We start from the raw sequence: 26,181 nt of genomic DNA on the forward strand, positions 1-26,181 counted from the left end.
CGAAAATAGTGTGGTGGCGATAGTGAGAAGGATACACCTGTTCCCATGCCGAACACAGAAGTTAAGCTTCTCCGCGCCGAAAGTAGTTGGTGGGAAACTACCCGCGAGGATAGGGAGCTGCCACGCTAGCATAAAGGAATTGACTTAGGTCAGTTCCTTTTTTCGTATCATCAAATAATGTAGAGTAAATAAGGTCTGAACTCCGTCTAGAGTTCGAGCCCCCTACTCTCCGCAATACAATTGAAGAGCCGTTCATCTCCCTTCGGGATTATGAACGGCTTTTTGTGTACCTATTTCTTCCTATTATATATAGTTTTAATTTTCATTTTTATAAAGTAAATATGTAAATGGTAATGAAAATTATGAAAATCAAAACAAATAGTTCTATAATGTAGAAGTTACTTATTTGTTAAATAGAGGGGAATATAAAATGGTACATTTTTTGCGTAATAATAAGATTGCGACTATTATCTTAGCAATCATTCGTATTTACTTAGGTGTTCAATGGACACTTTCTGGCTGGGAAAAGGTTTCTGGCGGAGCTGCTGGAGCAGTCAAAGGTCTTGTAGCTAACGCTATCAAGAACCCTGTTAAAGGACCTGAAGGTAATGTTCTTTATCCTTGGTTCAATGACATGATTAGCGCTATCTTGCCACATTACAAGGGTATGAGCTTGATGGTTTCATGGGGTGAATTATTAGTCGGATTAGGTTTGATCTTCGGTTGTTTAACAACTGCTGCTGTTTTCTTCGGTTTGATGATGAACTTCTCATACATGTTAGCTGGAGCAATTTCTGTAAATCCGCTCTATATTTTTCTTGAATATTTCATCATTATCGGTGGATTCAACGCTGGTAAAATTGGTTTGGATTACTGGGTAATTCCATGGATCAGAAAAAATATCTTCAAAAATAAAGCTTCAATATAAATTTTTTAGATAAAATTAAAAAGAAACTGAATAAATTTCAGTTTCTTTTTTTCTTTTTTATGAAAAAATATTTTTTCCGAATTACGGAACGTGTAGGCACTATACTTATTTAAAATAAGGCGTAAAATAACTTATTGGTATAGATAATAAATTATGTTCATATTTCACTAAATTTTCTGTCTATTTATTTAAGTAATAAAATATGGTAGGTTACTTATATACAAATTTATTTACTATTATATAATTGTTTTAAAATGAGATTGAATATATTCTATTATTATAGAATTAATTGCATCTACGGGGGTGGAGTTCTTGGATAGTTTTACTGACTTATTTTTATCAAAATCAGAAATTGAAAAAATTCAACTATTTAACAAGATCAAATTAATTAGAACTACTCAATTAGCTAGTGCCGATTTAATCGGTACTTATCGTAGTCGCGATATCCAGGTTAAGGATATCAACTTGCGTAAGGCTGCTTATCAAATGAATAAGAGTTACGGTAGTGTCTACAATACTTTCTTAGGAATACAAGATGATTTCAAGAAAATTTTAAATAAGGATAAATACAGCACTGAAGAAATGTTCAACGTTACACGTGATGCTTATCATGCGTTTCTAACAACTAATTCTGATGGTTACTTATTCTTAGATGCCATTGTTAAGGACAAAGAGAGCTCATTCAAGCATTTTTACGAAACATTGGAAAGTAGCAAGGCAACTGTTTTGCGTCACTTAAAACCAATGAGAGGCTACTTAAAACGCTTTGGAGTTCGTATTGCCTATGAACCTATGCGTTTTGTTGGGGACGAAGAGTCAATTCGTTTGGCTATCGCAGCATTGTACTGGAATGCTACTAGGGGATATGTATGGCCATTTGAAGACTTCACACAGACTGTTGCTTTTAAAGTAGTTGATATTGCTTTGGACAAATATCGTCTCAAACCAACTAATGAAATTACAAAAATGTTCTATGCATATGTCGTTATGGCACACCTATATCGGATTATTGACGGCAATCACGTTCAAAATATGGATGCCTTGAATGTCATTAATTATCCTTTCCCTAATATTTTCGAAAGTGCTGGATCTATGCTTGAAGGGGATTCTGGCAGCCAAAAAGTTCGCGAATTGAAACGTGCTATCAAGGAAGATGTTAGCTATGAAGAGCAAATGTTCCAATCAGCTGACTTCTATATTCTATTGATGTGTGTTCCAGCAACATTTGAAGTTTCTGAAGACTATTTACAATCTGTTTCTAAGCAATTGGTTAGATATAATCCATTGTTTGCTAACTTTATTGATGACTTCTTAGAACTTATTCCAATTGATATTGAACAAACAGTTTCAGATATGGCGATGTCACATTCTGAATTCTTGAGATATAAATACAACCTGACAACATGTATCATCGGTGTGTTAGCTCTTGATCACAATTATATTGAAATCTTGAACTTATACTCAGGTTTTGGTGATGCTATTAGCAAACTTAATGATGAAGGCTTGGAGAGTAAAATTTACTCAACTGTTCAACATTTGATGTTGCGTGATAAGTATCAATCATTAACTGGCAAATCAAAGCAAATTTCTGAAGCTATTTATGCGATTGCTTACCGTTTCTTCTCACTATATAACAAGAATATTCAAGTTAAAGTTTATCTAGAACTTGAATCATTCTTCTTAGTTTATTCAGATTTGGCTGTGACTCTACAATCATTGCCATACGCTAAAATTGTTAGTGATCCTAAAGAAGCTGATATTGTTGTAACTGCCAATAGTGCTAATCCACCAGAAGACGAAATGAAAAAGGATGTCTGCATCTATCGTTGGATGTATAACGGTGTCGATGGCCAGATGGGTGGCTTATTGAACCTAATTTACAAGATTTGGACTGAAGAAAAGGTTGATGAAAATCCAAATCTTTAATGAAAAGTGTTGCAACTATTTTCATTATATATTATGATACACCTTGTGCGATGAGTCGAGAGCCGTCGAATTTGGACGGCACTTATGAGGTAGGATATCGAGCACTACTCACCGGATATGTGAGGGATATCTATAGGAAACCGATGTGAACGGGGACCTATTTGCTCATCTGAGTACTACCGTTTAAAACCATGGATATTTTAAGCCATGGTTTTTTTATTGAAAAAATTACATAGAAGAGGTGAAAAGGATGCGCGCTCAAAGACTTTGGTTACTAATTTTGAATATTACGTTCAATTTAGTGATGGGATTTATTTTGCCAGTGAATACAATTTTTATTCACAAGAACTTACATGAGTCATTAGTAACAGCGGGATTTACTTTAATGGTATATTCAGCCTTTATGATGATCGGTAATGCTCTAGGAGGGGTAATGTTCGACCGCTTTTCAAAACGTGGGACATTATACATTGGCTATGCTATTTCGATTCTTTCGTTATTAGGCATGTCAGTTCATCATGTTTGGCCAACATATGCGATTATGTTGTTCATTTTAGGATTTGGAATGGGACTGGTATATACAGCCGTCAACGCTTATACAGCTTTCATCGCTGAACAAATGTCAGGAAACAGTCGAGTAATATTTAATAATATGTACTTAGCTGCCAATATCGGAATCGCGGTTGGTTCTACAGCTGTAGGATTTATTTTTAAGTGGAGTATCTTTTTCACTTTCTTCATTCCAATGTTATTATTCGTCGTCAGTGGCGTTATTTTATTATTCAAAGCTAACCTATTGGATACAGTGCATGAACATGATGATTCAGTCGGTCACAGTTATATGAGTAGCGATACTGTCGACCCTAAAATTGAAATTGGTGCAAGTCGTTTTAACACAAACTTGATTATTATCTGTGCTTCAATCTTTATCGTTTGGTTGGGTTACTCACAATGGGACAGTAATATGTCAGCTTATATGTTAAATCAAGGCTATTCAACACGTGAATATGGTTTAGTTTTCACAATCAATGCGGCTTCACTTTTGATTATTCAACCAGTTATGAATCGAGTAGTTTCAAAGATTTTCAAATTGTTAAAGTATCAAATTTTCTTAGGAACAGTTATCATGGGATTATCATTCCTCTTGTTGCCAGGAGCTAAGTCATATCTAGCTTACGTTATGAGTATGTTAGTTTTGACAATTGGTGAATCCATGGTCTTCCCAACGATTCCAGCTTTGTTGAGCAAAATGTCGACAAACAAGAATCGCGGAACGTTCCAAAGTTTCTATAGTATTTTCGGATCATTAGGACGTGCCATTGGACCATACGCAGGTAGTTTGATCGTTACGGCATTGTCATTTTCAAGTTTATTCGTGGGAATCACTGTCTCAATGATCGTAGTTGCTGTAGCAATGATAGGTGTAAAAGAATTAGCATAAGTGAGGTAATATCATGATAATTATTTTGTTGATATTGTTATTACTAGTCGTTCTAATTCTGAACGCCTTTTTTTTATATGTTCAAAAAAGAGGTTCCAAAGCGTTAGGTTCAGAAGCTCCGAAAGTAAAAATGGATGACGGACTAGCAGAAGCAACGGATGCATTTGTAAAGAAACCAAAGCAGGCATGGGAGATTAAATCCAATAATACCGGCAATCAACTGTATGGTTGGTTCACTGATAATAACGATGATGTAACGGTACTGATGGTTCATGGCTTTGGCGTGGATCATACGTCATTGAATGTACATGCACAGTTATTCGATAAACTCGGGTGCAATGTATTGCAGATTGATAATCAGGCAGCTGGCAAAAGTGAAGGTAAATACCTTGGCTGGGGCTACTTGGAAAGTCTTGATGTTTTGGATTGGATAAAAAAGCTTTTATCTGAACGTCCAAAGGATAAAATTATTCTATTTGGTGCTTCAATGGGAGCGGCAACGGTTATGTTAACATCACAGTATGACTTGCCTAAAAATGTTAAACTGATAATTGAAGATTCTGGGTACACAAGTGCAAGCGAAATCTTGAGTTATCACTGTCAGAAACGTTATCATATTAAAGGTAAATTACTGATTGGTGGGATATCTTTGATGTCGAAACTGAGAGCTGGTTTTTCATATCGACAGACTGATTGTCGTAAAGCTTTGTCCAAGAATAAGTTGCCAATGATGTTCATGCATGGCAAGAATGATTTTACCGTTCCTTTCGAAATGCGAGACGAGTTATCCACATGTGGACAATTCAAAAAAAAGACGTACGAAAGCCTTGGTGTTCACATTCGGAGCTACTACATAGATTCGAAAAACTACCAAATGGCTGTGGAAAACTTTTTAGAAAAATACCTTTAGGAGAATAGTATGAAAATTAAGATTGCTGATTTTATGGAGAACGTTCAAGCAGGTGAATTTAACCAAACTAGTTTGGAAATTAGTAAGGATGATTTACTTCAAGAAGACCTTTGGTCACTAAATAAAGCTAAGGAACAACTTGAAAAAGATGTTACCGATAATAAACTTTCACAAGTTATGATCCATGTGGTTGATGCTGAGTTCGAAATTGACTTTTATTTAGAGACAGGAGTAATCAATTTACCCTTTGCAGATGCTAAGAAAGTCACTCATTTCTTCGATGATGACGCCGAAGTAGAAACAAAAATTTATCTTTCAACAAGTTGTGATTACTTAAATGCATCCAAATTTCACATTGATTTAATTTCAGAAAATAGCTTGAAAAATGATGAAATAAAACACACAATGGATATAATGAAAAGTAACTATGAAACTTCCGTTGAGAATTTTGCTAAGAAAGAGGAAGTAGAAAAAGAGGATAAATAATGAATTCAATGCTACTACTCCTAGTAATGGGTGTGGGAGCTGGAATTCTTGGTGCAATCTTGGGGATTGGTGGCGGAATGATTATCACTCCGGTGCTGACTATCATGATGGGGTTAGATATCAAGTATGCAATTGGTGCTAGTATCATCTCAGTTATTGCGACGAGTTCCGGTTCAACAATCGCTTATTTAAAGGATGATATGCTAAACCTGCGGGTGGCCATGTTTTTGGAGATTGCTACAACGGTCGGTGCCATTATGGGAGCCCTGTTAGTAGGGATGTTCTCAAGTAATTTCTTATACGTCTTATTTGGATTCTTTTTACTGTATTCTTCATACAATATGATCCGTAAGTTATTCGATAAAAAAGGTGAAGTCGTTTATACCGAAAAAGGTGAGATTGTTGAAAAATTCAAGCTTGCCAGTACTTACTACGACAAAGCTGAAAAAAAACAAATTGATTATTCAATGAAAAATGTTCCAGGAGGATTCGTAATGATGTGGGCTGCTGGTTTAGCCAGTGGTTTGTTAGGTATCGGTAGTGGTGCTTTCAAAGTTATCGCTATGGATACAATTATGAAAATGCCTTTGAAACCATCAAGTGCCACAAGTAATTTGATGATGGGTGTTACTGCTGCAGCTAGTGCAACAGTGTACTTCTTTAATGGATCAATCCGTCCTGACATCGCTGCACCTTTAGCAATTGGTGTTTTAGTTGGTGCAACAATCGGTGCCAGATTGATGCAAGTGTTGAAACCTCGAGTTATTAGAATGATCTTTATTCCTATTATTTTATACATGGGATTACAAATGGCTCTTAAAGGATTTGGGGTGACTATCTAATGCAATCACATGAAGAAACTCGAAAAGTTGAGTTAATCATCGGTCAAATCTTACGTATCGGCGTTATAACGTCTGCTATAGTTATATTAATCGGTATGGGATTGTACTTTATGAACGGTGCCGGCTATCCAACAGTTGTTAGAAATGGTCATTCCATGATCGATTTCCCACAACGCTTCTCGTCAATCTTTGCGGGAATAGCAGAAGGTAAGTCATACGCCGTTATAATGCTGGGTGTCTTCTTATTGATTTTGACACCGGTGTTACGTGTTGTCGTTTCAATTTATGCATTTTATAAGGAACACGATACTTTGTATGTTGTTATTACATCAATTGTCTTGGTTATTTTGATGTTTGCGATGTTCTTGGGGTATCGGAGTTAAAAATTAAAAGAGAGTTGCGCAGAATTGCGTAACTCTCTTTTTTGCGTGGATGTTAGATTGAATCTTTTAGGATCCAGCTAAGTTCAGCTGTGTAAGTGCCAGGATTAACCTGTTGATTAAGTTTTAAAAGAATGCCGGTAGATGAAGTCCATTCGTCAGTTATATGTTTCGTTTGAGTTTCATCACTATCTTTTATATTTTTAGAAATAGGATAGGGTTCATTAATTAAGTGAATTTCATCCTTTGGATCTTTATAAATTATATTGGCATTTAATTCATTACCTTTGCTGTCAGTTAGAGCTTTAGTTACCTCAGCAAAAAGATGCCATCCACTACCTTTTTTACGACTATCGGTTACGTCAATTTGCCAATCGTTTAGTCGTGGTATAATTCTTTCGCCTTGAGTACCATAAACGTTTTGAAAATTAAGTGTTTTAGAAGCACTTATTTTTAGTAATCCACCAATTGAAATTTGTCGGTAGACGTGATTACTGGTATACTTCGTTCCATTATCATAGTAGGTGACATATAAATCCAAATTATTTATTTTTTCTAAATCTTGGTTTCTTATATTGAAACTGAATTTACCAGAAGTATCTACTTTACTATTTACAATTGAATCATTACCATTTAGAACTTGATGAATAACCAGATTTTGATAATTGGGGTTCTGACCATCGTAGGTAGCTTGACCCGCAATCACGGCATCTTGTTCCTGAGTAATTGTAATTGGATTAGGCATGTCACTACTTAAAGTCAAGTGTTGTGGCTTGATTGTGAATGATTGCGTGTCAGCACCGGTAATCAGATTATTGCCATCGAAATCGGCGTGAACTGAAGGGACTGTTAATTTAGTGGAACCAGTTTGATCTACTCGCCCTGTTAGTTCAATTACGGCATTACGTTTTTTAGGGTTTAATGACTCAGGCAATTTGAATTGAAGAGTATTATCTTGAATATTTTGGAAGACGTTGGATGTAATTGGTTGAGGCTTTTGATTAGTTGAAGAATTAGAGTAGGTTACAGTACCACTGGTGAATTTGACGTGATCAGGAATTTTCATACTGACTTTAATGTTATCCCAGGTTCTTGTCCAGCCTTTATAGTTGAGAGAGAACTTATATTTGATTTCAGAATTGGAAGTAACTTCGTTATTGGTATCGGTGATTTGAATACCATTAGGATTTTGAGAATAGTCATAAACTGAAGATTTTGCTTCAACATCAACGTAGGATGGAATCGATTCGAAGACTAATAAGTTGTTTTCGGAATTAATTCCTGTTGAACCAGTAAACCCCCAATATAATCTTTTATCATCATTCTCTGTTGAACCTAACATTCCGGTTAATCCTAGTTTAGTTGTATCTATCGTAAAATCTGATTTATAATTAGTTTCTTTTTTTAGTCCAGTTTCAGGATATTTATCATCGTAGGCGTAACTTAGGCGACCGGTGACTGTTCCGATATTAGGAGTCCATTTGATAGTTACGTGATGCCATTTACTGTCTACTAAAGATTGAGAATTCTTGTATGAAGGAAGTAATAGTGGATTCTTCTGCCGCATTTCGAAATAATTGCCATAAGTATATCCAGCTGAAACATAGGTGTCATTTTCTCCAGGATAATTACCAGCTATATGTTGACTAGCTCTTTCTATATCCTTGACTCCATTATCGAAGGAAACCCCCTCTTCTTTTGAAGAATTAGTTTCAATATTTGCAAATGTATCGAATTCTAAAGCCCAACTTTTTTGTATTGCATTTAGTGCTAATTTTGATGCCTTTGTATTTGTATTATCCCAATCAGCTCCCCAGACTCCCAAAGATTGCCCATTAACTGGAACGCCGTCTGATGATAAAGAAATAGCATCCTCACCATTTGGATCGTTGTGAAGTACAAACGCCATACCATCAGCAGGGCTCGTATTTAGCTTTTTTTTGATGCGTCCAAAATTATCTAGTATATTTTTAACGGGTAGTTCACCAAAATAGATCCACATAGAAGCGATTTGTTCATGATTCATATCAAAATAGTTTTCTTTTTCTCTGTTACTCCAAACAGCGCCGGTTTGATAATTGTCATTAGTCATTTGAATTACACTTGTATTTGGAGTCTTGGGATTGGTTGATTGGATTATTTTTGCATTATTCATTTTACTCGAATTAACGGTATTTTTGCTGCTAGGATTTCCAAGATTTGTACCTGCTGACACGCGGTTTTGATAAGCTTTATTAAAATCCGCAATTTTAAAAGCATCGTTATCCCAATTTAACCCTTTGGGAGTGGTTCTTAGTGCATTTTCAAAGTCAGGATTTGTAGTATCTTCCGCCATAATAGTGAAGTCACTAAAGGCAAAAAAGGAGCATATAGATAAAATTATAATGCCAAAAATAAATATAATATTTCTAAGTTTCTTTTGATTCATAAAAAGCCCTTCAATCGATATTTATTTATCCCAAAAAATATTATCAAAAATGACGAATTTTCACCTTGGATTTCATCAAAAAGGGTATTTTATTTTCATATAAAATAAATCAATGATTAAATATTATTCGATTATTAGTGTTATCAAAAAGGGTGTTTGAATTTATTTTTAAATTCAAACACCCTTTAGATTAAGTGTTAGGCAGAGTATCCAACAAGATCCAGTTAATTAAACCTTGATATGCGCCACTAGAATTGCCATTTTCCATTGATAGTAAAACGCCACTATCAGACGTCCAAGTATCGGTGATATTCTTCGTTTGGGTATCGTCAATATCCTTGGTATGACTGGCTACACTAATCGTATTGTTTAATAGATTGTGGTCGATGCCAGAATTATCACGATAAATCAGATTACCTTTTAATGGATATTTTGGATCATTGTTTAAAAACATATTTGATGCATTTGCCTGTACGGTCCAATTGCTGCCTTTTTCACGACTATCGATGACATCAATTTGCCAATTATCTAAACGAGGGATGATTTTGTCTTCAAACGAACCATTCGTTGGCTTGAAATGAACTGTATCTTGCACGGTACCAAAAGTTAATAGTCCACCAACGTTGATTTGTCGGGAAATGGTGTTACTTGTGTTCCCTAAAGTATCTGTTACATAGAAAGACAAGGTGTTGATTTTGTTCAATTGATTAGCACTGATTGGCATGGTGAAATTACCGCTTGAGTCTACAATTCTACCTAAATTAGTCTTGGTTCCATTCAAAGTTTGATAAACGTTCATTGTACTGAAACTAGGTACCGTGCCGCTACCAATGTAAGAAACTTTACCGGGAACAGTAGTGCTTTCGTTCGGTTTCAAAGTTATTGGATTGGGGGATGAACTATCTAGACTCAACAGGCGAGATCTAATTTTGAAAGCCTGAGTATCGGTTCCGGTAATCAGATTATCACCCTCAAATGATGTATGAACTGATGGAACAGTCAGCTGTGTTGGTGCTTTAGCAATCGTATGACCTTTCAGTTCAATTTGGGCGTTACGACTGTCGGAATCTAATCCTTCAGGCAGTAGATATTGCAACTGATTATTTGTCACATTTTGAAAGACCTCTGCTGGGATTGGACGAGGATTTTTGTTAGTTGGAGAATTTGGATACGTTACCGTTCCACTTGTGAAAGTAATATTACTGGGTACTTTCATTAAAGCATTGATATCGTTCCAGGTTTTAGTCCAACCTTTGTAATTTAAAGAGTAGGTATAACGAATGTCTGAATTGGGATCAACTAAGGTACTGCTATTGGTAACTTGAGTTCCACCTTGGGAATCATCGTAAACAGCTGATTTAGCCTCAGCATCAACGAATGATGGAATTGATTCAAAGACCATTAAATTATTTTCATAGTTGTTACCAGTTGAACCGGTGAAGCCCCAATATAGTTTTTTATTATTTTTAGTGATATCTAGTTTAGTCAAATCAATCGGATATTTACTCGTAACGCTATTGGTCAAAGGTGCTCCTGTATTGGGATCTTTATCGTTATACGCGTATGATAATGTTCCTGTGTACTCCGTACTAGGAGTCCATTTAATAGTAACGTGATGCCATTTGCTATCTACCAGATTGGTTGGTGTAATATCGTAAGAAGAAAAAATGTTTGTTTGAGAATTGTGGTTCATTACGAAATAGTTTTTACCACGACCATTTTTACCATTTGTATATGTGGATGGCAAAGCAGGATAGCCAGCAGAAATATGTTGATCCTGACGTTGAAGATTGGGTATTTCATAATCGAATGTATTACCTTCACCAGTGATATTACTATTTTCAAAATTGGTAAAAGTGTCAAATTCCAACGCCCAACTATTTTGAATAGCTGTTCGCGATAAATTTTCAGAATATGGATTTGCAGTATTCCAATCAGCTCCCCAGACACCTAATGAGTGTCCATTAACCGGGATTCCGTTGGCTGAAAGTGCAATGGCATCGCCGCCGTTGGGGTCGTTATGCAGTACGAAAGCCATACCATCGGCGGGCTGAACTCCAGTAATCCTTCCCAAATAAAGCCACATCGAAGCAGTTTGTTCGTGAGTGGTATCGAAGTAATTATCATTGGCTAAGTTACTCCAAACCGCTCCAGTCTGCCATTTGGCATTGGTCATTTGAATGACACTTGTGTTAGGTGTGTTGGGATTAGTCGATTGAGTAATCTTGGCATTGTTAACGCGGCTGGCGTTTTGATCAACCAGGGTATTACTGCTATTTCCTAAATTTGTACCGTTAGCTATTCGATTTGCATAGGCTTTGGAAAAATCAGCCACGGTGAAATCGTCATCTTTCCACTTTAAACCTTTAGGTGTTGTTGCCAAGGCATTTTGAAAGTCCGTATTAGCATCAGCAGCGTGGACTAAAGTAACAGGATAATTAAGAGTTAATGAAAATATCCCGAATACAATAAATGCCATCCTTTTGAAAACGTTTAACTTGATCATATAGTTCCCCTTACGCGCGCAAATTCCTTCTATAAAGTGAGTGTATCAAATATATACGGTTAGTACACGTAGGATAAGTGTAAAAATCCATTGTATTTTTATATAATTAATATAATAAAACAGTAGTACTAATAATGACTAATGTTATAATTCCTTATTATTACATTGTTGGATTGTGCAAAATAGAATAATTTACAATTGAGTTTAAAAAGCATAAAATACATGGTAAATACGGTATTAAAAGGAGGCAACAATATGTTTGTAGATACGAGTCAGCCCCTTCCTTTGGACGATCATTTGTGCTTCTCACTTTATGCGACATCACGTGCCATTCAAAAGTTGTATCACGACGGATTGAGCGCTAATGGCATAACATATCCACAATACCTAGTACTTGTAGCGCTGTATCAATATAAAGAATTGTCGGTCAAGCAGATGGGTGAATTATTGTCCCTAGATTCTGGTACCTTGACGCCATTATTGAAACGCCTGGAACATGAAAATTTAGTAGTTCGTCAGCGGAGTAAAGAAGATGAGCGAGTTGTTAACGTTTATTTGACTGAAGAAGGTCTCAAGAAACGTGAAGCAGTGAAAGACTTGCCACAATCATTAGTTAGTAAAAGTGGTTTTACCAAAGAAGAATGGGACAGTTTAGAAGGTCTCACTAAAAAGTTGTACGGTAATATTATTAAGTAAATTATCAATTTATAAAAAGAGCTGTTGGACTTGAAGTAGTAATCAAGTTCAACAGCTCTTTTGGTCCTATAAATATAATCCTTAGGAATTGTTGTTATTTTCGTTTCGAAATTGTGGTTTAACTTTATAAGTTGTTGCCAACTTTTCTTTGCTTATCTCTTCCGGAGATAATGGGGCTCTCAGTTTGGACTCACGTTCTTTAGCGGAAGGTAGAATATCTATCATGCGGTCAAGATATTTATTTTCTTCTGATTTGCTGTCAGCTTTGTAATAACGCATTAATTGAATCGTAAAGTCTGCTCGGTCTAAATCGTTAAAAGGCAGTACTAAATAATTTTCGTTTTCCCATGTTTCATAAGCGGAGTTGGCTGAGATTAAGGCTGTTCTTTTGTTGCCATCTTGAAATGGCTGTAGCTTAGATATACTAGCAAATACTCTCCAAGCATCTTTTTCGGTTTTCGGTGAGTTTTTATATTCTTCAACTATTTTACTCAAATCATTTTGTGTAACTACTTCAGGTGGAAAGTAATTATCAGATTGGCGTGCTCTAGAATCAGTCGTGACAACAATACGATCATTTTTATCAGTGGAATTTCTTAAATGTCCTGGGATATTAGGCTCTTCGTCACCAGATGAATTGAAGCTTCTGTTTATTGCGATAATACCATCGGAACTAAAGCCCATTTTTTTACTAGTCTCAATACCATTTACAGCATCCTCAAATATTGCAACATCATGATTATTTTGTTCTAGCGGAGCACTAGATTTAATATCCAATGCTTTTTTAGTCTGAGCGACAGTACTGCCATAATCATTTAAACTTCCAAGGGAAGTTATAAAACGTGCTGATTTTATATTGTCCATCAAGCATTGCTCCATTAATCAATTATTTTTTTGATAATTAGTTACAGTGTTTATCGTCATATGTATTTATTAAAAAGATAGTGTCAAATCGTAGAAGTAACGATTTGACACTATCTTTTTGTTAACTCTATTTTAATTTTTTAACCTTATCAAACAATGAATTACCATCAGGTGTCTTATTGTCGCCAGTACGCCCAATATCGTAATCAGAATCTTGCATGGCTTCAACTTTACCCATCAAATAACCATTACCAACTTGTGAGAAGAAATCGTGATTACTTGTACCTGTTGAGATACCGTTCATAACGATAGGATTGACATCTTCGGCATTGCCATCTGGGAAGAGTGGCTCTTGACCGAGGTTCATCAATGCTTTGTTAGCGTTATAACGAAGAAATACGAGAACTTCATCGACCCAGCCAACCTCTTTATACAATTCACGAGTATATTTCTCTTCATTATCATAAAGGGTATAGAGTAAATCGTACATCCAGTCTTTCATTTCGGCTTTTTTGTCATCGCTCAATTCGTTAAAACCGAGTTGGAATTTATAACCGATATAAGTTCCATGGACTGATTCATCACGAATAATCAATTTAATGATTTCGGCAACGTTAGCTAGTTTGTTGTTACCAAGATAGTAGAGTGGTGTGTAGAAACCAGAATAGAATAAGAAACTTTCTAGAAAGACACTAGCAACTTTCTTCTGCAATGGTTCACCATTTTGATAAATATCATTGATAAACTTAGCTTTCTTTTGAAGGTATTCGTTGTGATCAGTCCAGTCGAAGATTTCTTCAATTTCTTCAGCACTGTTTAAAGTACTAAAAATAGATGAATAACTCTTGGCGTGAACTGATTCCATGAATTCAATGTTATTGAAAACGGCGGTTTCGGCTTGAGTACGAGTATCCTTTAACATTGCTTGGATACCATCTTGTGATTGTAATGTATCTAAGAGTGTCAAACCACCGAAGACATGTCCCACAACAGTATGTTCAGCTGCGTTCAATGTGCGCCAATCGTCTAAATCGTTTGAAAGAGGGATTCTGGTATCTAACCAAAATTGAGAAGTTAACTTTTCCCAAGTTTCCTTGTCGATTTGGTCTTCAAGTTTATTCCAGTTCATTGATTTGTAATATGTATCAACCATTATAAAAAATTCCTCCTAGATTGAGCAGCTTTCACACTCGTTACTGCCGATTTCATCATTGTTCTCGGTAAATGTTCTTACATAGTAAAGTGACTTGATATTCTTGTAGTAAGCATAGTTACGTAAAATACTTAGGTCACGTGTTGTTTGCTTTGTATCGTCAGCGGCCTTCCATTCGTATAGTCCGGCTGGAATTTCAGAACGCATGAATAAGGTCAAACTCATACCTTGATCGATGTGTTCTTGAGCTGAAGCGTATGTGTCGATAACTTTACGCATATCAGTGTCATAAGCTGATTTGTAATATTTGATTGTATCGTTACTCAAGAAAGGAGCTGGGAAGTACAACTTACCGTTCTTCTTTTCTTGTCTTTCTTCAACTAGACGTGTAACGGGCTGCAAGCTGGCACTAGTGTTATTGATGTAAGAAATCGAGCCAGTAGGGGCAACTGCCATACGATAGGCGTTATAAAGACCATCCGTCATAACGCTGTCTTTTAATTCGGCCCAGTCTTTTTCTTCAGGAATAAAGATACCGGCGAAAAGTTCTTTAACGTCCTCCAGTTTTGGAGCGTAGCTATTCTCGACATATTTATCGAAGTAAGTTCCGTCAGCGTATTTAGATTTTTCAAAGTTAGCGAAAGTTTCATGACGTTCTTTAGCGATGTTGTTACTTTCAACTAGAGTCCAGTAATTTAGCAACATGAAGTAAACGTTGATGAATTCAATTGCCTCTGGTGAGCCATATTCGAGATGATGGCAAGCTAAAAAGGTATGTAGTCCCATAGCTCCCAAACCGATTGCGTGGCTCATCTTGTTACCATTGGCAACTGGGGGAACGGATGTGATATTTGAAGCATCACTGACAAATGTCAAAGCTCTAGTCATTGAACGGATTGATTGACCAAAGTCAGGGCTTTGCATCATATTCAAAATGTTAGTTGAACCAAGGTTACAGCTGACATCAGTTCCCAATTTAGTATATTCTTGAGCATCATTTAATTCAGAAGGGATTTGAACTTGTTGAATTTCAGTACAAAGATTACTCATGATAATCTTACCGTCGATTGGATTTGCACGATTAACGGTATCGATATTTAGCACGTAAGGATAGCCAGATTCTTGTTGAAGCTTACTAATTTCGTCCTCAAGTTCACGAGCATCAATCTTATATTTCTTGATACGGTCGTCTTTAACTAGATTGTCATATTCTTTAGTGATGTCGATGTATGAGAATGGTTTGCCATAGACACGTTCGACTGAATAAGGGCTGAAGAGATACATAGGTTCGTTGTTACGAACTAATTCATAATATTTATCAGGTACGATAACGCCGAGTGAAAGGGTCTTAACACGGATTTTTTCATCGGCATTTTCTTTTTTGGCGGATAAAAATTCAATAATATCAGGATGGAAAACATTCAAATAAACGGCACCAGCACCTTGTCTTTGACCGAGTTGGTTACTGTAACTGAAACTGTCTTCCAATAACTTCATAACGGGCAAAACGCCGGATGATGAATTGTCGACACCTTTAATAGGTGAACCTGATTCACGCAAATTAGATAGGGTAATACCAACACCACCACCGATACGTGATAGTTGCAAGGCACTGTTGATTGTCCGACCGATACTATTCATATCGTCAGTAACTTGTAGTAGGAAACAAGATACGTATTCGCCACGACGCTTACGACCAGCATTTAAAAATGACGGTGTAGCGGGTTGATAACGCTGAGCAATCATCTCAGTTGCCAAACTCTTTGCGAGATCTTGATCGCCATTGGCATATAAAAGGGTATTAAAAAGAATTCTCATCTCATAATTTTCAAGATAATAGTTACCATCGTTAGTCTTTAAGTCATATTGATTGTAAAACTTATAGGCTGCCATAAATGATTGGAACTCAAAATGTTGATCCAACAAGTATTGGTAAAGACTTTCGATAAATTCAACTGAGTACTTATCGATAACTGATTTTTCGATGAAGTCACCTTTGATTAGATAATCTAGGTGGTCTTGGAAAGTATCAAACTTCATCGTATTAGGTTTCACATTTTCGGCAAAGAAGGCTGTAACAGCTTCCTTATCTTTGTTTAGTGGAATTTTGCCATCTACGGGGATGTTGATTTCATTATTTAATTTGAAATAACTAAGCTTAGTTGCATCGAGGTTATTTAATCCCAATTTCATTCACTACTTTCTGAAAGTTTTCGACATCTTTTTGGGTACCATTGAATTCAAATTGGAATACAACGGGCACATTTAAACCAGCGGCGATATCCTTAGCCGTATGATTGTAGAGCGTATTGAAGTTACGATTGCCACCACCGGCTACACCGACACAGTTCTTGGCATTATCTTCATATTGGAGAAAATCGATTACAGGGTCCATCATATCGTCGTCATAAGCAGGCACAATAAGAATAAATGGCCGACCCATTTGATAAAACGGATCGGCATCGGTAATTTCATATCCATCTATTCCCAGCTTATTAACAAAACGCTTTGTTTGACCTGTAATTGAATAATAAGCTAGCTCTTTCATTAGTCAACGAGCTCCTTTAGACTATCTGGACGGAAACCGACGATTGGGTCCATAGTTGAGTTCATTACGACAGGGACGCTTTGGAATCCTTGTTGCTTAAGAGCAGCTAAATATTCAGGGTCTTGGTTGATGTTTCTTTCTTCAAAAGGAACGTTGTGTTCTTTTAGATATCTCTTAGTCATTTTGCATTGCATGCAGTTATTTTTGCTATATACGATTGTGTTGTTCATGTTATTACTTCCTCTCAAGTGCTATTCTCAATTAGTATAATCATTTGAAATATGAAACACAATATATTGTATTCGACATAACGGTGAACACACGATATAGCGTGGTTATACTACCATTATAAAAAGTCGGCAAACGTGTGTACCCACACATTTTTTAGCGTTTCGTATCTCAATTTCAAATAATTTTTCGATTCGTGGTAAAATTAGCGTAATAACTATTATAGAGTTATGAAGTGTGTAAAACAATCAATTTTAGTTGGGAGAAAACTATGAGTTCTTGGAATTTTGTGGGAATTATTGCATGGATTATTGTAATTGCGCTATTAGTCTTTGTAGTATTTAATATCAGAAATCGTCATTTAAAAATTTTAGTAGTTAAAAAGGGAAAAATTACTGGGACAACAATTTTAATGGATTTTGTTGAAATTCTAGTCGTTATTTTTGCTGTCAGTGGAATGTTGTACACGAGTTTGTTTACAAAAGTTGATTTGACCGATAAAAGGGAAGTTGCCGTTTCGTATAAGTACGATCCGATGATTGTACAGACAACCAATGATGGTCAAGGATACTACGTCAAAATAGATAAGAAAGAATCCAATACAGCAACAGACGTCTACCAATATTGGATCAATAATTCGACATTCACTGTTTCAAGCAGAAATGCCACAATTTCAGATGCAACATTACCATTCACCGTATCAGGCATGCATTTGGATTGGCCAATGAAGAAAATCAAGAAGGCCGATAATAAGTATCAAGATGCATATGTAATTACTGTCCAAGCCAAATATAAGAACAATTTCATCAACGGATTAGGTCTAAAAGCCAACCGCTACGCAATGGAATATCGAGTATTACGAGTTCCTGCACGTTCATTTATTAATGTTGAAAAATAGATGATTGTAAAAGCGGCCGCCTCCGGTCGTCAGTGATTTTTTGCCGCTATGGGGACCGGTGCGAGCCAAGGTCTCGCACCTCGACTTGAAGCCTTGCAAAAACCGCAAGTCTCCAAGCTCGTCCCGTGGTGTAATGGCTAAAGCCATAACGTCACCTCCATTGCAGGCAAAAATCACTGACGACCGGAGGCTAAGGTTTTGGTTTATTGATATGTAATTGAAGTTTGGGATTCGATTTATCAATATTCAACTGAATACAGATTATTTAGGTAATCTGATAATTTTTTTCCATTCATTACATCAATGATGTAAATAATTAAACCATAATCAAAAAAATCTAGCCGTAAATTAAGAGATGTTTTTAAATTAAAAAAATTAAATTAGTTGGAAGAGCTGAGAGTATTCATCCGCAGCAAAAGTGGCGTTATTGCTTTAGCAATTACACCACCGGACGTGTTGGAGACTTTCCGGTCTTTGGAAAGGCTTCAACCGAGGCCCGAGACCGTACTTTGGCTCGGACCGTGCCGCGCAGCAGATGAATACTCTCAGCTCTGGAAACGGCAAACTAATATATAAAGAAGAGTAAAAAAAAGAAGCTGATCAACTTAATGACCGGCTTCTTTTTATGAGATTAATTATTTAGCTTTTTTGATTTTCTTGATACTTACAACAATCTTGTTATTTAATTCCGTTTTATTAGTATTGTCCTTAGGATCATTCTTAACAATCTCCATCAAAGCTGAGTGCTCGTAAATCTTCTCAACTTTTCCTTGGAATGGGTAATCCATATCTTCATCAACGGAGCAATCGTAAACAGTGCCAACTTTTAAGTCTTCTATTTTCATATCTAATTCTCCTCGGATTAATTACTTAACAGACTAGTATAATAATATAGTAGAAGAAATATTTCAAACATAGGAGTCCTATAATGGATAAACAAATTATTGTTATCACTGGAGCAAGTGGAACTGGGAAAACAACAATTAGTAAATATTTGCAAGATACCTATCATATACCGAGTGTCATAACTCATACTACTAGATTACCACGTGTGGGCGAAAAAGACGGCATAGACTATCATTTTGAGACGAAAGATAGCTTTTTGAAGAATCATTATCTTGAAAGAGTCGAATTTAGTGGCAATTGGTATGGATCTTCTGAAGAAAGTCTCAATAAAACTTGGGAAAAGTATGACGCCGCTAGTATTGTTGTCGATACTAAAGGAGCAATTTCCTATAAAGAGAAGTACGGCAATCAGGCAGTCGTCATTTTTCTTGAAGTAGATTTGGATACTGTGACGAAACGTTTGGCTGGTCGCGGGGATGATATTAATCGATTAAAAGCTCGAATTAATAGTGACGAATTCCATCGAGATTTGAATATTCCGAGTGAATTAAGGGGTAAATGTTATAAAATTACTAATAATAACATAGAAATAACTAAAGAAAGCGTTAACAAAATATTGAATATCGAAAAAATCAAGTAATTCCGATTTTCACAATAAAGCTGTAACCACTGGTACGTATGTGGTTGCAGCTTTATTACTTTGTGAACAACAAAGTGTAACATTCTTATACAATTGCTGTAACATTTCTGCAATATTCAGAGCGTATTATAGTCAACGTTGAGTGATAAGAAATTAATAATTAAGAAAAACTTAAAAAATAAAAAAAACAAACCATTACGGGGGATTTCAATTTTGAATACTAACGTTAAAAAGAGTCTTATTTCATTTACAGCTGCTGCAGCATTGGCAGTTACAGGTTTAGGCCTATCAAACGCTTCTACAACAAAGGCTGCTTCACAAGTTCTATCTGACGCTCCTTCTGCTGTTCGTACAAAGACTATGTCAGCACTTTACACAACACCATCATCAAATGGTAAGAGTTCTGGCCGTGCCTTGCAAGCAAATACAGCCTGGGCCGTTGGTCAAGCTGTTAAAGATGACCAAGGTAATACATGGTACCTAGTAGGTGCAAGTGAATGGGTTAACGCTAGTGACGTTACTGATATGGCTGCTGTTACAGAATCAGCTTCATCATCAGACAAAGCTTCAACTTCTGACAGTGTTATCAGTACTGCTAAGAAATATATCGGAACACCATATGTATGGGGTGGTAAGACACCTTCAGGTTTCGACTGTTCAGGTTTCACATCATACGTATACCAACAAGCAACTGGTAAGAGCATTGGTTCATACACAGTAGCTCAAGAAAGTGCCGGTACACAAGAAGCAGTTTCTCAAGCATCAGCCGGAGATCTATTATTCTGGGGTAGCAAAGGTTCAACTTACCACGTAGGTATCTACTTAGGTAACAACCAATACATCGCTGCACCACAACCAGGCGAATCAGTTAAGATTTCAACAATCTCAGGCTACTTCATGCCTTCATTCGCTGTTAAAGTTCTATAATACACATTCAAAATTAAAATCATTCACGTTGGACTGCCTGAAAGAAAGGGCAGTCCTTTTTTTGTCTTCTTTAGGTGTTGTTGAAGGATGCCGCTTCCGGTTTCCAGTTATGGAGTTCAGCTATGGGACCGGCTCGAGCCAAAGGGCGGTCTCGACCCTCGATTTTGAGCTTCGCAAAATACGCGAATCTCAAAAGTCGTCCTGTGGAGAAGGAACGAGAAAAGCACTCGTCCTAATTCCACTTTCACAGCAGCCTCCATAACTGGAAACCGGAAGCTGGGGTTTTAAAAAATATTTTGTTCTTCTATTTTCTTCGATATATATGATGAAATTTAGAGATGTTTCTGTATATCTTTGAATTCCTATAAAAACTAGTAAGATTAGATGATTTAATCAACTTGATAGGATATACAGACTATTTAATATTCACTGCAGTAACAAAAGAGACGGAAGAGCTAAGAAGTATTCACCCGCTGTGGGTGTAGCGTTAGAGCTTTAGCTCTTACACCACCGGGCGAGTTTGGAGACTTTCCGGATTTTGGAAAGGCTTCAAACCGAGGGACGAGACCTTGGCTCGGCCCGGTCCGCATAGCAGGTGAATACTTCTTGGCTCTGGAGACGGAAAATAATTCACCGTTTCTTCATATTTTGTTATAAATTTATTCGTATTTAAACGTTATTATTTAAACATAGTCAAAGAGAGGAAGAGGTGAACGGATGGTCAGATAAAGCTTCTAATAGAACAACCCTTTAAAAAACAAATATTGAAAACAATTAATGAATAGAAATAACCCCCTTAAAACATATATATACGAATAAAAATTTAATCCCCTATAAATAAACTTAAACTTCATATATCTCCCCCCCTAATAGATAAAGAAGTTAAATTCAAGATTACTATTCCCCCGTAGTTAATCTTCAAAAGAAAGAAGTTGGTATTTATCATACTATTAAATATCATGTTAGCCTGCTTATTAGCAGGCTTTTTTGCTGCCGATTTTGATAGAATAGGTGTGGTAGTAAAAGTATGAAAAATATATTTCTTACAAGGATGCAAATATGGAAAAATTAATCGAATCAGCTTTAGAAATGATCAAACCAGGTATGACTGTTAGTTTTGGTGGCGGTCGAACAGTGGGACGTTTGATTCACGCTTTGGACGCGTCAACAATTAAAGTGGCTAGTCCTTCAGAGCAAACTCGAAATCTTTGTCTGGAATTGAAGATTCCGGTTGTACCTTTGGAACAAGTTACGAAATTTGATTTAGCCTTTGACGGTTGCGATAGTATTGACCAAAATCTTAATGTTTTGAAAAGTGGCGGTGGTATCCATACTTTTGAACGCTTGTATGCCAATAAGGCTGACCAATACGTTATCATGGCGCCACGGGAGCGATTTGCTGCTGCATTGAATCCTGATGTGCAGTTGACACTAGAAGTGTTGGAAATGGCCATTCCACAAGTTATGACTGAAGTTGCACAATTGGGTGGTTCGGCAGAAGTTCGTCAATCGCAAGATATGGCTGGAATGGTGCGAACTCCTAATGGCAATGGTTTAGTTGGCTGTCATTTTGAGGATTGGTCCGAAATTGATTCGATTAATAATGAATTAGCAATGATGACAGGAGTTTTAGGAACATCATATTTCAAAGACGTTGTAACTGATGTTCTTTTAGCAAGTGACGATGGTGTAAAACATATTAAAAGAGAAGATTTATAATTTGAACCAAAAAACGACCAAGTAATCCGTCAATTCGATTACTTGGTCGTTTTATTATTTATTTAAGTAAGCTAATTGTAATAGCAGGTAAATGTTCTCAGATCTGGATTTATTCATTGTCGTGTTCTTGATGCCACTGTTTGATATATTCCAAACGTTGCTTGAATAGTCGTTCTTTACCTTGCTCAGTAGGGCGGTAATACTGACTATCCTTGATTTCTTCAGGAACAGTTTTCATCGTTGTTAATTTATCTTGATAGTTATGAGCTAATTCGTAATCTTTGCCATAACCGAGATTTTTCATCAGCTTAGTTGGAGCATTTCTAATCTGTAATGGAACAGGTAGGTTACCATATTTCTTAATATCTTTTTCAGCAGCTAAAACCGATTTATAAACGGCATTTGATTTAGGTGCGACTGATAAATAGATAACAGTTTCTACCAAATGAACGTTACATTCGGGCATTCCCAAAAATTGGCAAGCTTGGAAAGCATTGATAGCCACATTTAAAGCATTAGTATCTGCCAAACCGATGTCTTCACTGGCAAATCTAACTAGCCGGCGGGCGATATAGAGTGGATCTTCACCACCATCGAGCATGCGCATGACCCAGTAAATAGCTGAATCGGTATCACTGTTACGCATGGATTTGTGTAAAGCCGAGATGATGTTGTAATGTTCTTCACCATTCTTATCGTAACGAAGTGATTTGGTATTCAACAATTGGCGGACGTCGTCAGCTTTAACTTGAGCTACTTTGTCTTTAGTCTCGGAGTTGATAACAGCCATTTCTAGCGTATTCAAGGCCACACGAGCATCGCCATTGGCATAAGCCGCAATTAATTCCAAGGTATCGTCATCGAGTTCAACTTTTAGTTTTGGAAAGGCTTTGGGATTCCTTAACGTATTTTGTAGTAACTGAACTAAATCTGCCGTCGTTAAAGATTTGAGTACAAAGACTTTACAACGCGACAACAGAGCTGAATTGATTTCAAATGATGGATTTTCGGTAGTGGCCCCAATTAAAGTGATACTGCCTTTTTCAACGAATGGCAAAAAAGCGTCCTGTTGGGCTTTATTGAATCGATGGATTTCATCAATGAAGACAATCGTCTTTTGTCCCATTTCACGATTCATTTCTGCTTCCTTCATGACTTTCTTAATGTCATTGATACCACTTGTGACAGCACTAAAGGTGATGAAATTGGCTTCAGTTTTCTTGGCAATAATTTCAGCTAGAGTAGTTTTACCAACCCCAGGAGGACCCCAAAAAATCAATGATGGGATATTATCCTGATCAATGATGTCACGGAGAATTTTATTGTCGCCGATTAGGTGTTGCTGACCGACAAAATCCTCTAGTGTCTTGGGACGAACCCGATTGGCTAGAGGTGAATTGTCGTCTTTATTTTGACTTGCGAAAAGTGATTCTTGCTGCATTTTTAACCTTCTTTAAGAGATAGCATCTTTAATTTTAGCTTCATTATATCCCAAGAGAATTAAAAACATGATTATATATAAAACTAAGGGAATTAAAGCGTAATTTAAATTAATAGCGGCGATAGTTTGTGCCGTTTGTGTTTTATTCGAAACGTAGCCGGATATTTGAAGCGATTCGGCAGTAATTAAACCACCTAATCCTAGTCCTAAGTTAACGCCAAAGTCGTCAGTTGAGGCCAATACACCTTCAGCTTGAATACCCATGGCAGTACCGTAACGAATCGTGTCGGCAATCATAATGGAAACAAGTCCAATGATAAATCCACCACCGATACAGTTGATAAAGATGCCAGTAAATAGAATAGGTAAGTTTTCTGTATAAGCTGCAAAAGTGATGATTAATTGGCCGATGAAAGCCATCACGATACCTAAGAGCATCGTATTTTTCTTACCTAATTTAGCTGAAACAAAGTAAATTGCGACAACTCCAATTAGTGCCGTTAACGTAAAACTATTGGCCAATGAAACGAGACCTTCATTGTGAATCACGTATTTGAAATAGTAAATAGTTGTCTGATTTTTGATAGCGGTCGTTAACCAATATAGGAAGATAACAATGGAAATGACAATCCAAGGTTTATTAGCCCGCAACATTTTCCAAACTTCCGAAAGTGGTTGATGACTGATTTTTTTATTCGTATAACGCTCACGAACATGGAAGAAAGTATTTAGTATCAAAATTAACGAAATGATACCAAAGAGAATGATGGTTCCTAAGAATCCTTTTTGTTGATCACCCTTACCAAATAAGCTTACTAGAGGGATGGTAAAGACTGCCACGATAATTTGGACAGAACTGCCGAAGAACTGTCTGATAACGCCTAATAGGGTGGTTTCCTGCTCATTGTCAGTCATAGTTGGCAAGATTGATGTGATGGGTAAGTTAACTGCCGTGTAGAAGAAGCCTAGACCCAAGTAAGTGACGTAGGCCCAGATTAATTTCCCGGAGTGTGGTAGGAAATTAGGAGTAACGAAAGTTAGGATAGCGAAGATAACGTAAGGGAAGGAGTACCACAAGAAAAATGGTCGACTTTTACCCCATTTAGAATGAGTATTGTCGATCATAACTCCAATAAGTAAACTTTCAAAAACATCGGCCGTGCGGGCAACAACGAAGAGAATTGCCACTTCACTAGCAGTCAGTCCGAAAACGTCAGTGTAGAAAAAAAGCAGATAAGTAGTCATCATTTGGAAGACTAGATTGTCTGCCGCATCGCTTAATCCATAACTGATTCGTTCAGTTAGAGATGTTTTCCATCTATTCATATTTTATGAACAGACCTATTTTTGCGTAGTTAAACGACGATAAAGTTCACGTCCAACAATATCGTTTGTCCACATCCAAGCGATATGACCAAGAGCTTCAGAAATATGTTCTTCAGTAGGTTGATCCTTGGCTGAAGGAACAGTCTTCATCATAGGCATAATTCCAATATGGAAAGCTACCCAGATAGCAAGGCCGAAGATGGCACCAGAGCCTTTTCTGATAAATGGTGAGTATTCTGAGAGTACTTCATAAATGATTGCAAATGAAGTTGAAAAGCCAAAGTGCATCAAAAAACTAGCCCAAGGCATTTGATGGTCAGAGTAAGTGTAAGTTCCACGAGTAATCTTAGTAGGAATTCCGGCTTGTTCCATCAAAGTTTGTGGAGGGTTAACAGCGTCACGTTCAGGAGTACGGGGAGGCAAAACATTCTCCCAGCCTAATTTAACAAAGCCAGAGAAAATACCAGCAGCCGTTCCAGCAATAATAGCAGCTTTTAGGTCGACCTTTTGATCTTTAGTTAATTTCATAAACAAATCCCCTCATTCTTTTTTATCAAATTTATTAATTAAAGTATAAATCAGAATTCAATGTAATTCAGGTATTACGTCTTGGGGTTGGATATATGCCGCCTCCGTTTGCCAGTGATTTTCGACCGCTCTGGGACCGGCTCGAGCCGAAGTGCGGTCTCGACCCTCGATTTTGAGCTTCGCAAGGTACGCGAATCTCAAAAGTCGTCCTGTGGAGTAAGAGCTAAAGCTCTAACTCCACTTTCACAGCGGTCGAAATCACTGGCAAGCGGATGCTAGTTTATTTTTGGTGAGAAAAATGGAGTATTAATATGATTTTTTTAGTTATGAATTCAGAATGATTGGTGAAAGTTCAAGACAATTTAAATATGTTTAATAAGGCAACATATATAGATACGCGTGGTGCTAGTTGATTTTTAACTTTGAACAAAAATAGCCCGACAGGGCTACACTATAGTTACTCTACTAACTAAGAAGTGAAAGCCATGTCAGACCAACTACAGTATAAGCAACCAGTCGT

General features: G+C 36.7%; 23 protein-coding genes and 1 rRNA gene. 13 read left to right on the plus strand and 11 right to left on the minus strand.

The window, feature by feature from the left end:
• The first annotated feature begins 9 nt into the window (after window positions 1-9).
• The 8 genes from rrf (at window position 10) to AAA923_RS11985 (ending at window position 6,916) form a co-directional block, all read left to right on the plus strand.
• Window positions 10-126 (plus strand): 5S ribosomal RNA (gene rrf, locus AAA923_RS11950).
• 304 nt (window positions 127-430) lie between these two features.
• A complete protein-coding gene (locus AAA923_RS11955; protein ID WP_338217402.1) occupies window positions 431-928 on the plus strand; it encodes a DoxX family membrane protein in 498 nt (165 codons plus the stop codon).
• Between the two features lie 303 nt (window positions 929-1,231).
• Window positions 1,232-2,854, plus strand: a complete 1,623-nt coding sequence (locus AAA923_RS11960) for a helix-turn-helix domain-containing protein (RefSeq protein ID WP_338217404.1) — start codon at window positions 1,232-1,234, stop codon at window positions 2,852-2,854.
• A gap of 250 nt (window positions 2,855-3,104) precedes the next feature.
• Window positions 3,105-4,295 carry an MFS transporter gene (locus AAA923_RS11965; protein ID WP_338217406.1) on the plus strand — a complete coding sequence of 397 codons (1,191 nt, stop codon included), beginning with the start codon at window positions 3,105-3,107 and terminating at the stop codon, window positions 4,293-4,295.
• A 13-nt stretch (window positions 4,296-4,308) separates the two neighbouring features.
• Window positions 4,309-5,205, plus strand: coding sequence for an alpha/beta hydrolase (locus AAA923_RS11970; RefSeq protein WP_338217408.1), 897 nt, complete (start codon window positions 4,309-4,311; stop codon window positions 5,203-5,205).
• A gap of 9 nt (window positions 5,206-5,214) precedes the next feature.
• Window positions 5,215-5,691 (plus strand): hypothetical protein, encoded by a 477-nt coding sequence (locus tag AAA923_RS11975; protein WP_338217410.1) that lies wholly within the window; start codon window positions 5,215-5,217, stop codon window positions 5,689-5,691.
• Complete coding sequence (locus tag AAA923_RS11980; RefSeq protein WP_338217437.1) at window positions 5,688-6,533, plus strand: sulfite exporter TauE/SafE family protein; 846 nt, start codon at window positions 5,688-5,690, stop codon at window positions 6,531-6,533. Before AAA923_RS11975 ends, AAA923_RS11980 begins: the two co-directional genes overlap by 4 nt.
• On the plus strand, window positions 6,533-6,916 hold the full coding sequence (locus AAA923_RS11985) for a DUF1634 domain-containing protein (RefSeq protein ID WP_338217412.1): 384 nt from the start codon (window positions 6,533-6,535) through the stop codon (window positions 6,914-6,916). The genes AAA923_RS11980 and AAA923_RS11985 overlap by 1 nt, the downstream gene beginning before the upstream one ends.
• Window positions 6,917-6,968: 52 nt before the next feature.
• Here AAA923_RS11985 and AAA923_RS11990 read toward each other — a convergent pair whose 3' ends face one another.
• Both AAA923_RS11990 and AAA923_RS11995 read right to left on the minus strand, forming a co-directional pair.
• The gene (locus tag AAA923_RS11990; RefSeq protein WP_338217414.1) at window positions 6,969-9,248 is read right to left on the minus strand and encodes an L-type lectin family protein; all 2,280 of its coding nucleotides are present in this window, start codon (window positions 9,246-9,248) and stop codon (window positions 6,969-6,971) included.
• Window positions 9,249-9,531: 283 nt separating this feature from the next.
• Entirely contained in the window at window positions 9,532-11,847 is a 2,316-nt protein-coding gene (locus AAA923_RS11995) for an L-type lectin family protein (protein WP_338217416.1), read from the minus strand.
• Between the two features lie 255 nt (window positions 11,848-12,102).
• Between AAA923_RS11995 and AAA923_RS12000 the strand changes: the two genes are divergently transcribed.
• Entirely contained in the window at window positions 12,103-12,543 is a 441-nt protein-coding gene (locus tag AAA923_RS12000; RefSeq protein ID WP_338217417.1) for a MarR family winged helix-turn-helix transcriptional regulator, read from the plus strand.
• An 81-nt stretch (window positions 12,544-12,624) separates the two neighbouring features.
• On the opposite strand, the gene AAA923_RS12005 is transcribed toward AAA923_RS12000, so the two are convergent.
• From AAA923_RS12005 to nrdH, 5 genes are all read right to left on the minus strand, one after another.
• Window positions 12,625-13,407 (minus strand): Fic family protein, encoded by a 783-nt coding sequence (locus AAA923_RS12005; RefSeq protein ID WP_338217418.1) that lies wholly within the window; start codon window positions 13,405-13,407, stop codon window positions 12,625-12,627.
• A 127-nt stretch (window positions 13,408-13,534) separates the two neighbouring features.
• Window positions 13,535-14,560, minus strand: a complete 1,026-nt coding sequence (nrdF, locus tag AAA923_RS12010; protein WP_338217420.1) for a class 1b ribonucleoside-diphosphate reductase subunit beta — start codon at window positions 14,558-14,560, stop codon at window positions 13,535-13,537.
• A gap of 15 nt (window positions 14,561-14,575) precedes the next feature.
• Entirely contained in the window at window positions 14,576-16,747 is a 2,172-nt protein-coding gene (nrdE, locus tag AAA923_RS12015) for a class 1b ribonucleoside-diphosphate reductase subunit alpha (protein WP_338217440.1), read from the minus strand.
• Complete coding sequence (gene nrdI / locus AAA923_RS12020) at window positions 16,734-17,108, minus strand: class Ib ribonucleoside-diphosphate reductase assembly flavoprotein NrdI (protein WP_041500353.1); 375 nt, start codon at window positions 17,106-17,108, stop codon at window positions 16,734-16,736. The genes nrdE and nrdI overlap by 14 nt, the downstream gene beginning before the upstream one ends.
• A complete protein-coding gene (gene nrdH, locus AAA923_RS12025) occupies window positions 17,108-17,338 on the minus strand; it encodes a glutaredoxin-like protein NrdH (protein ID WP_338217422.1) in 231 nt (76 codons plus the stop codon). The genes nrdI and nrdH overlap by 1 nt, the downstream gene beginning before the upstream one ends.
• Window positions 17,339-17,607: 269 nt before the next feature.
• Between nrdH and AAA923_RS12030 the strand changes: the two genes are divergently transcribed.
• Window positions 17,608-18,234 (plus strand): LVIS_2131 family protein, encoded by a 627-nt coding sequence (locus AAA923_RS12030; RefSeq protein WP_338217423.1) that lies wholly within the window; start codon window positions 17,608-17,610, stop codon window positions 18,232-18,234.
• Between the two features lie 635 nt (window positions 18,235-18,869).
• On the opposite strand, the gene AAA923_RS12035 is transcribed toward AAA923_RS12030, so the two are convergent.
• Window positions 18,870-19,079: a DUF2187 domain-containing protein gene (locus AAA923_RS12035; RefSeq protein ID WP_338217425.1), complete on the minus strand. Its 210-nt coding sequence runs from the start codon at window positions 19,077-19,079 to the stop codon at window positions 18,870-18,872.
• A gap of 83 nt (window positions 19,080-19,162) precedes the next feature.
• Between AAA923_RS12035 and AAA923_RS12040 the strand changes: the two genes are divergently transcribed.
• The 3 genes from AAA923_RS12040 to rpiA all read left to right on the plus strand — a co-directional run bounded on the left by AAA923_RS12040 (window position 19,163) and on the right by rpiA (window position 22,366).
• A complete protein-coding gene (locus AAA923_RS12040) occupies window positions 19,163-19,720 on the plus strand; it encodes a guanylate kinase (protein ID WP_338217427.1) in 558 nt (185 codons plus the stop codon).
• A 213-nt stretch (window positions 19,721-19,933) separates the two neighbouring features.
• Window positions 19,934-20,647: a C40 family peptidase gene (locus AAA923_RS12045; protein ID WP_338217429.1), complete on the plus strand. Its 714-nt coding sequence runs from the start codon at window positions 19,934-19,936 to the stop codon at window positions 20,645-20,647.
• A 1,059-nt stretch (window positions 20,648-21,706) separates the two neighbouring features.
• A complete protein-coding gene (gene rpiA / locus AAA923_RS12050) occupies window positions 21,707-22,366 on the plus strand; it encodes a ribose 5-phosphate isomerase A (RefSeq protein WP_338217430.1) in 660 nt (219 codons plus the stop codon).
• A 109-nt stretch (window positions 22,367-22,475) separates the two neighbouring features.
• Here rpiA and AAA923_RS12055 read toward each other — a convergent pair whose 3' ends face one another.
• From AAA923_RS12055 to AAA923_RS12065, 3 genes are read right to left on the minus strand one after another with little or no spacing between them, the layout of a single operon-like run.
• A complete protein-coding gene (locus tag AAA923_RS12055; protein WP_338217432.1) occupies window positions 22,476-23,807 on the minus strand; it encodes a replication-associated recombination protein A in 1,332 nt (443 codons plus the stop codon).
• Between the two features lie 12 nt (window positions 23,808-23,819).
• The gene (locus AAA923_RS12060; RefSeq protein ID WP_338217433.1) at window positions 23,820-25,133 is read right to left on the minus strand and encodes an MFS transporter; all 1,314 of its coding nucleotides are present in this window, start codon (window positions 25,131-25,133) and stop codon (window positions 23,820-23,822) included.
• Between the two features lie 15 nt (window positions 25,134-25,148).
• A complete protein-coding gene (locus AAA923_RS12065) occupies window positions 25,149-25,661 on the minus strand; it encodes a DUF1440 domain-containing protein (protein ID WP_338217435.1) in 513 nt (170 codons plus the stop codon).
• Between the last annotated feature and the right edge of the window lie 520 nt (window positions 25,662-26,181).

It is taken from the genome of Companilactobacillus muriivasis (assembly GCF_036246245.1).
Taxonomy (GTDB): Bacteria; Bacillota; Bacilli; order Lactobacillales; family Lactobacillaceae; genus Companilactobacillus; species Companilactobacillus muriivasis.

Bases quoted from the DNA above. Each gene is read 5' to 3' on its own strand.
- AAA923_RS11995 (WP_338217416.1), bottom strand. From the start codon at position 11,847: ATGATCAAGTTAAACGTTTTCAAAAGGATGGCATTTATTGTATTCGGG.
- AAA923_RS12000 (WP_338217417.1), top strand. From the start codon at position 12,103: ATGTTTGTAGATACGAGTCAGCCCCTTCCTTTGGACGATCATTTGTGC.
- AAA923_RS12035 (WP_338217425.1), bottom strand. From the start codon at position 19,079: ATGAAAATAGAAGACTTAAAAGTTGGCACTGTTTACGATTGCTCCGTT.
- AAA923_RS12055 (WP_338217432.1), bottom strand. From the start codon at position 23,807: ATGCAGCAAGAATCACTTTTCGCAAGTCAAAATAAAGACGACAATTCA.
- AAA923_RS12065 (WP_338217435.1), bottom strand. From the start codon at position 25,661: ATGAAATTAACTAAAGATCAAAAGGTCGACCTAAAAGCTGCTATTATT.
- rpiA (WP_338217430.1), top strand. From the start codon at position 21,707: ATGGAAAAATTAATCGAATCAGCTTTAGAAATGATCAAACCAGGTATG.
- AAA923_RS11985 (WP_338217412.1), top strand. From the start codon at position 6,533: ATGCAATCACATGAAGAAACTCGAAAAGTTGAGTTAATCATCGGTCAA.
- AAA923_RS12060 (WP_338217433.1), bottom strand. From the start codon at position 25,133: ATGAATAGATGGAAAACATCTCTAACTGAACGAATCAGTTATGGATTA.
- AAA923_RS11975 (WP_338217410.1), top strand. From the start codon at position 5,215: ATGAAAATTAAGATTGCTGATTTTATGGAGAACGTTCAAGCAGGTGAA.
- AAA923_RS11990 (WP_338217414.1), bottom strand. From the start codon at position 9,248: ATGGCGGAAGATACTACAAATCCTGACTTTGAAAATGCACTAAGAACC.
- AAA923_RS12040 (WP_338217427.1), top strand. From the start codon at position 19,163: ATGGATAAACAAATTATTGTTATCACTGGAGCAAGTGGAACTGGGAAA.
- AAA923_RS11955 (WP_338217402.1), top strand. From the start codon at position 431: ATGGTACATTTTTTGCGTAATAATAAGATTGCGACTATTATCTTAGCA.
- nrdF (WP_338217420.1), bottom strand. From the start codon at position 14,560: ATGGTTGATACATATTACAAATCAATGAACTGGAATAAACTTGAAGAC.
- nrdI (WP_041500353.1), bottom strand. From the start codon at position 17,108: ATGAAAGAGCTAGCTTATTATTCAATTACAGGTCAAACAAAGCGTTTT.
- AAA923_RS12030 (WP_338217423.1), top strand. From the start codon at position 17,608: ATGAGTTCTTGGAATTTTGTGGGAATTATTGCATGGATTATTGTAATT.
- AAA923_RS12005 (WP_338217418.1), bottom strand. From the start codon at position 13,407: ATGGACAATATAAAATCAGCACGTTTTATAACTTCCCTTGGAAGTTTA.
- AAA923_RS11965 (WP_338217406.1), top strand. From the start codon at position 3,105: ATGCGCGCTCAAAGACTTTGGTTACTAATTTTGAATATTACGTTCAAT.
- nrdH (WP_338217422.1), bottom strand. From the start codon at position 17,338: ATGAACAACACAATCGTATATAGCAAAAATAACTGCATGCAATGCAAA.
- AAA923_RS11970 (WP_338217408.1), top strand. From the start codon at position 4,309: ATGATAATTATTTTGTTGATATTGTTATTACTAGTCGTTCTAATTCTG.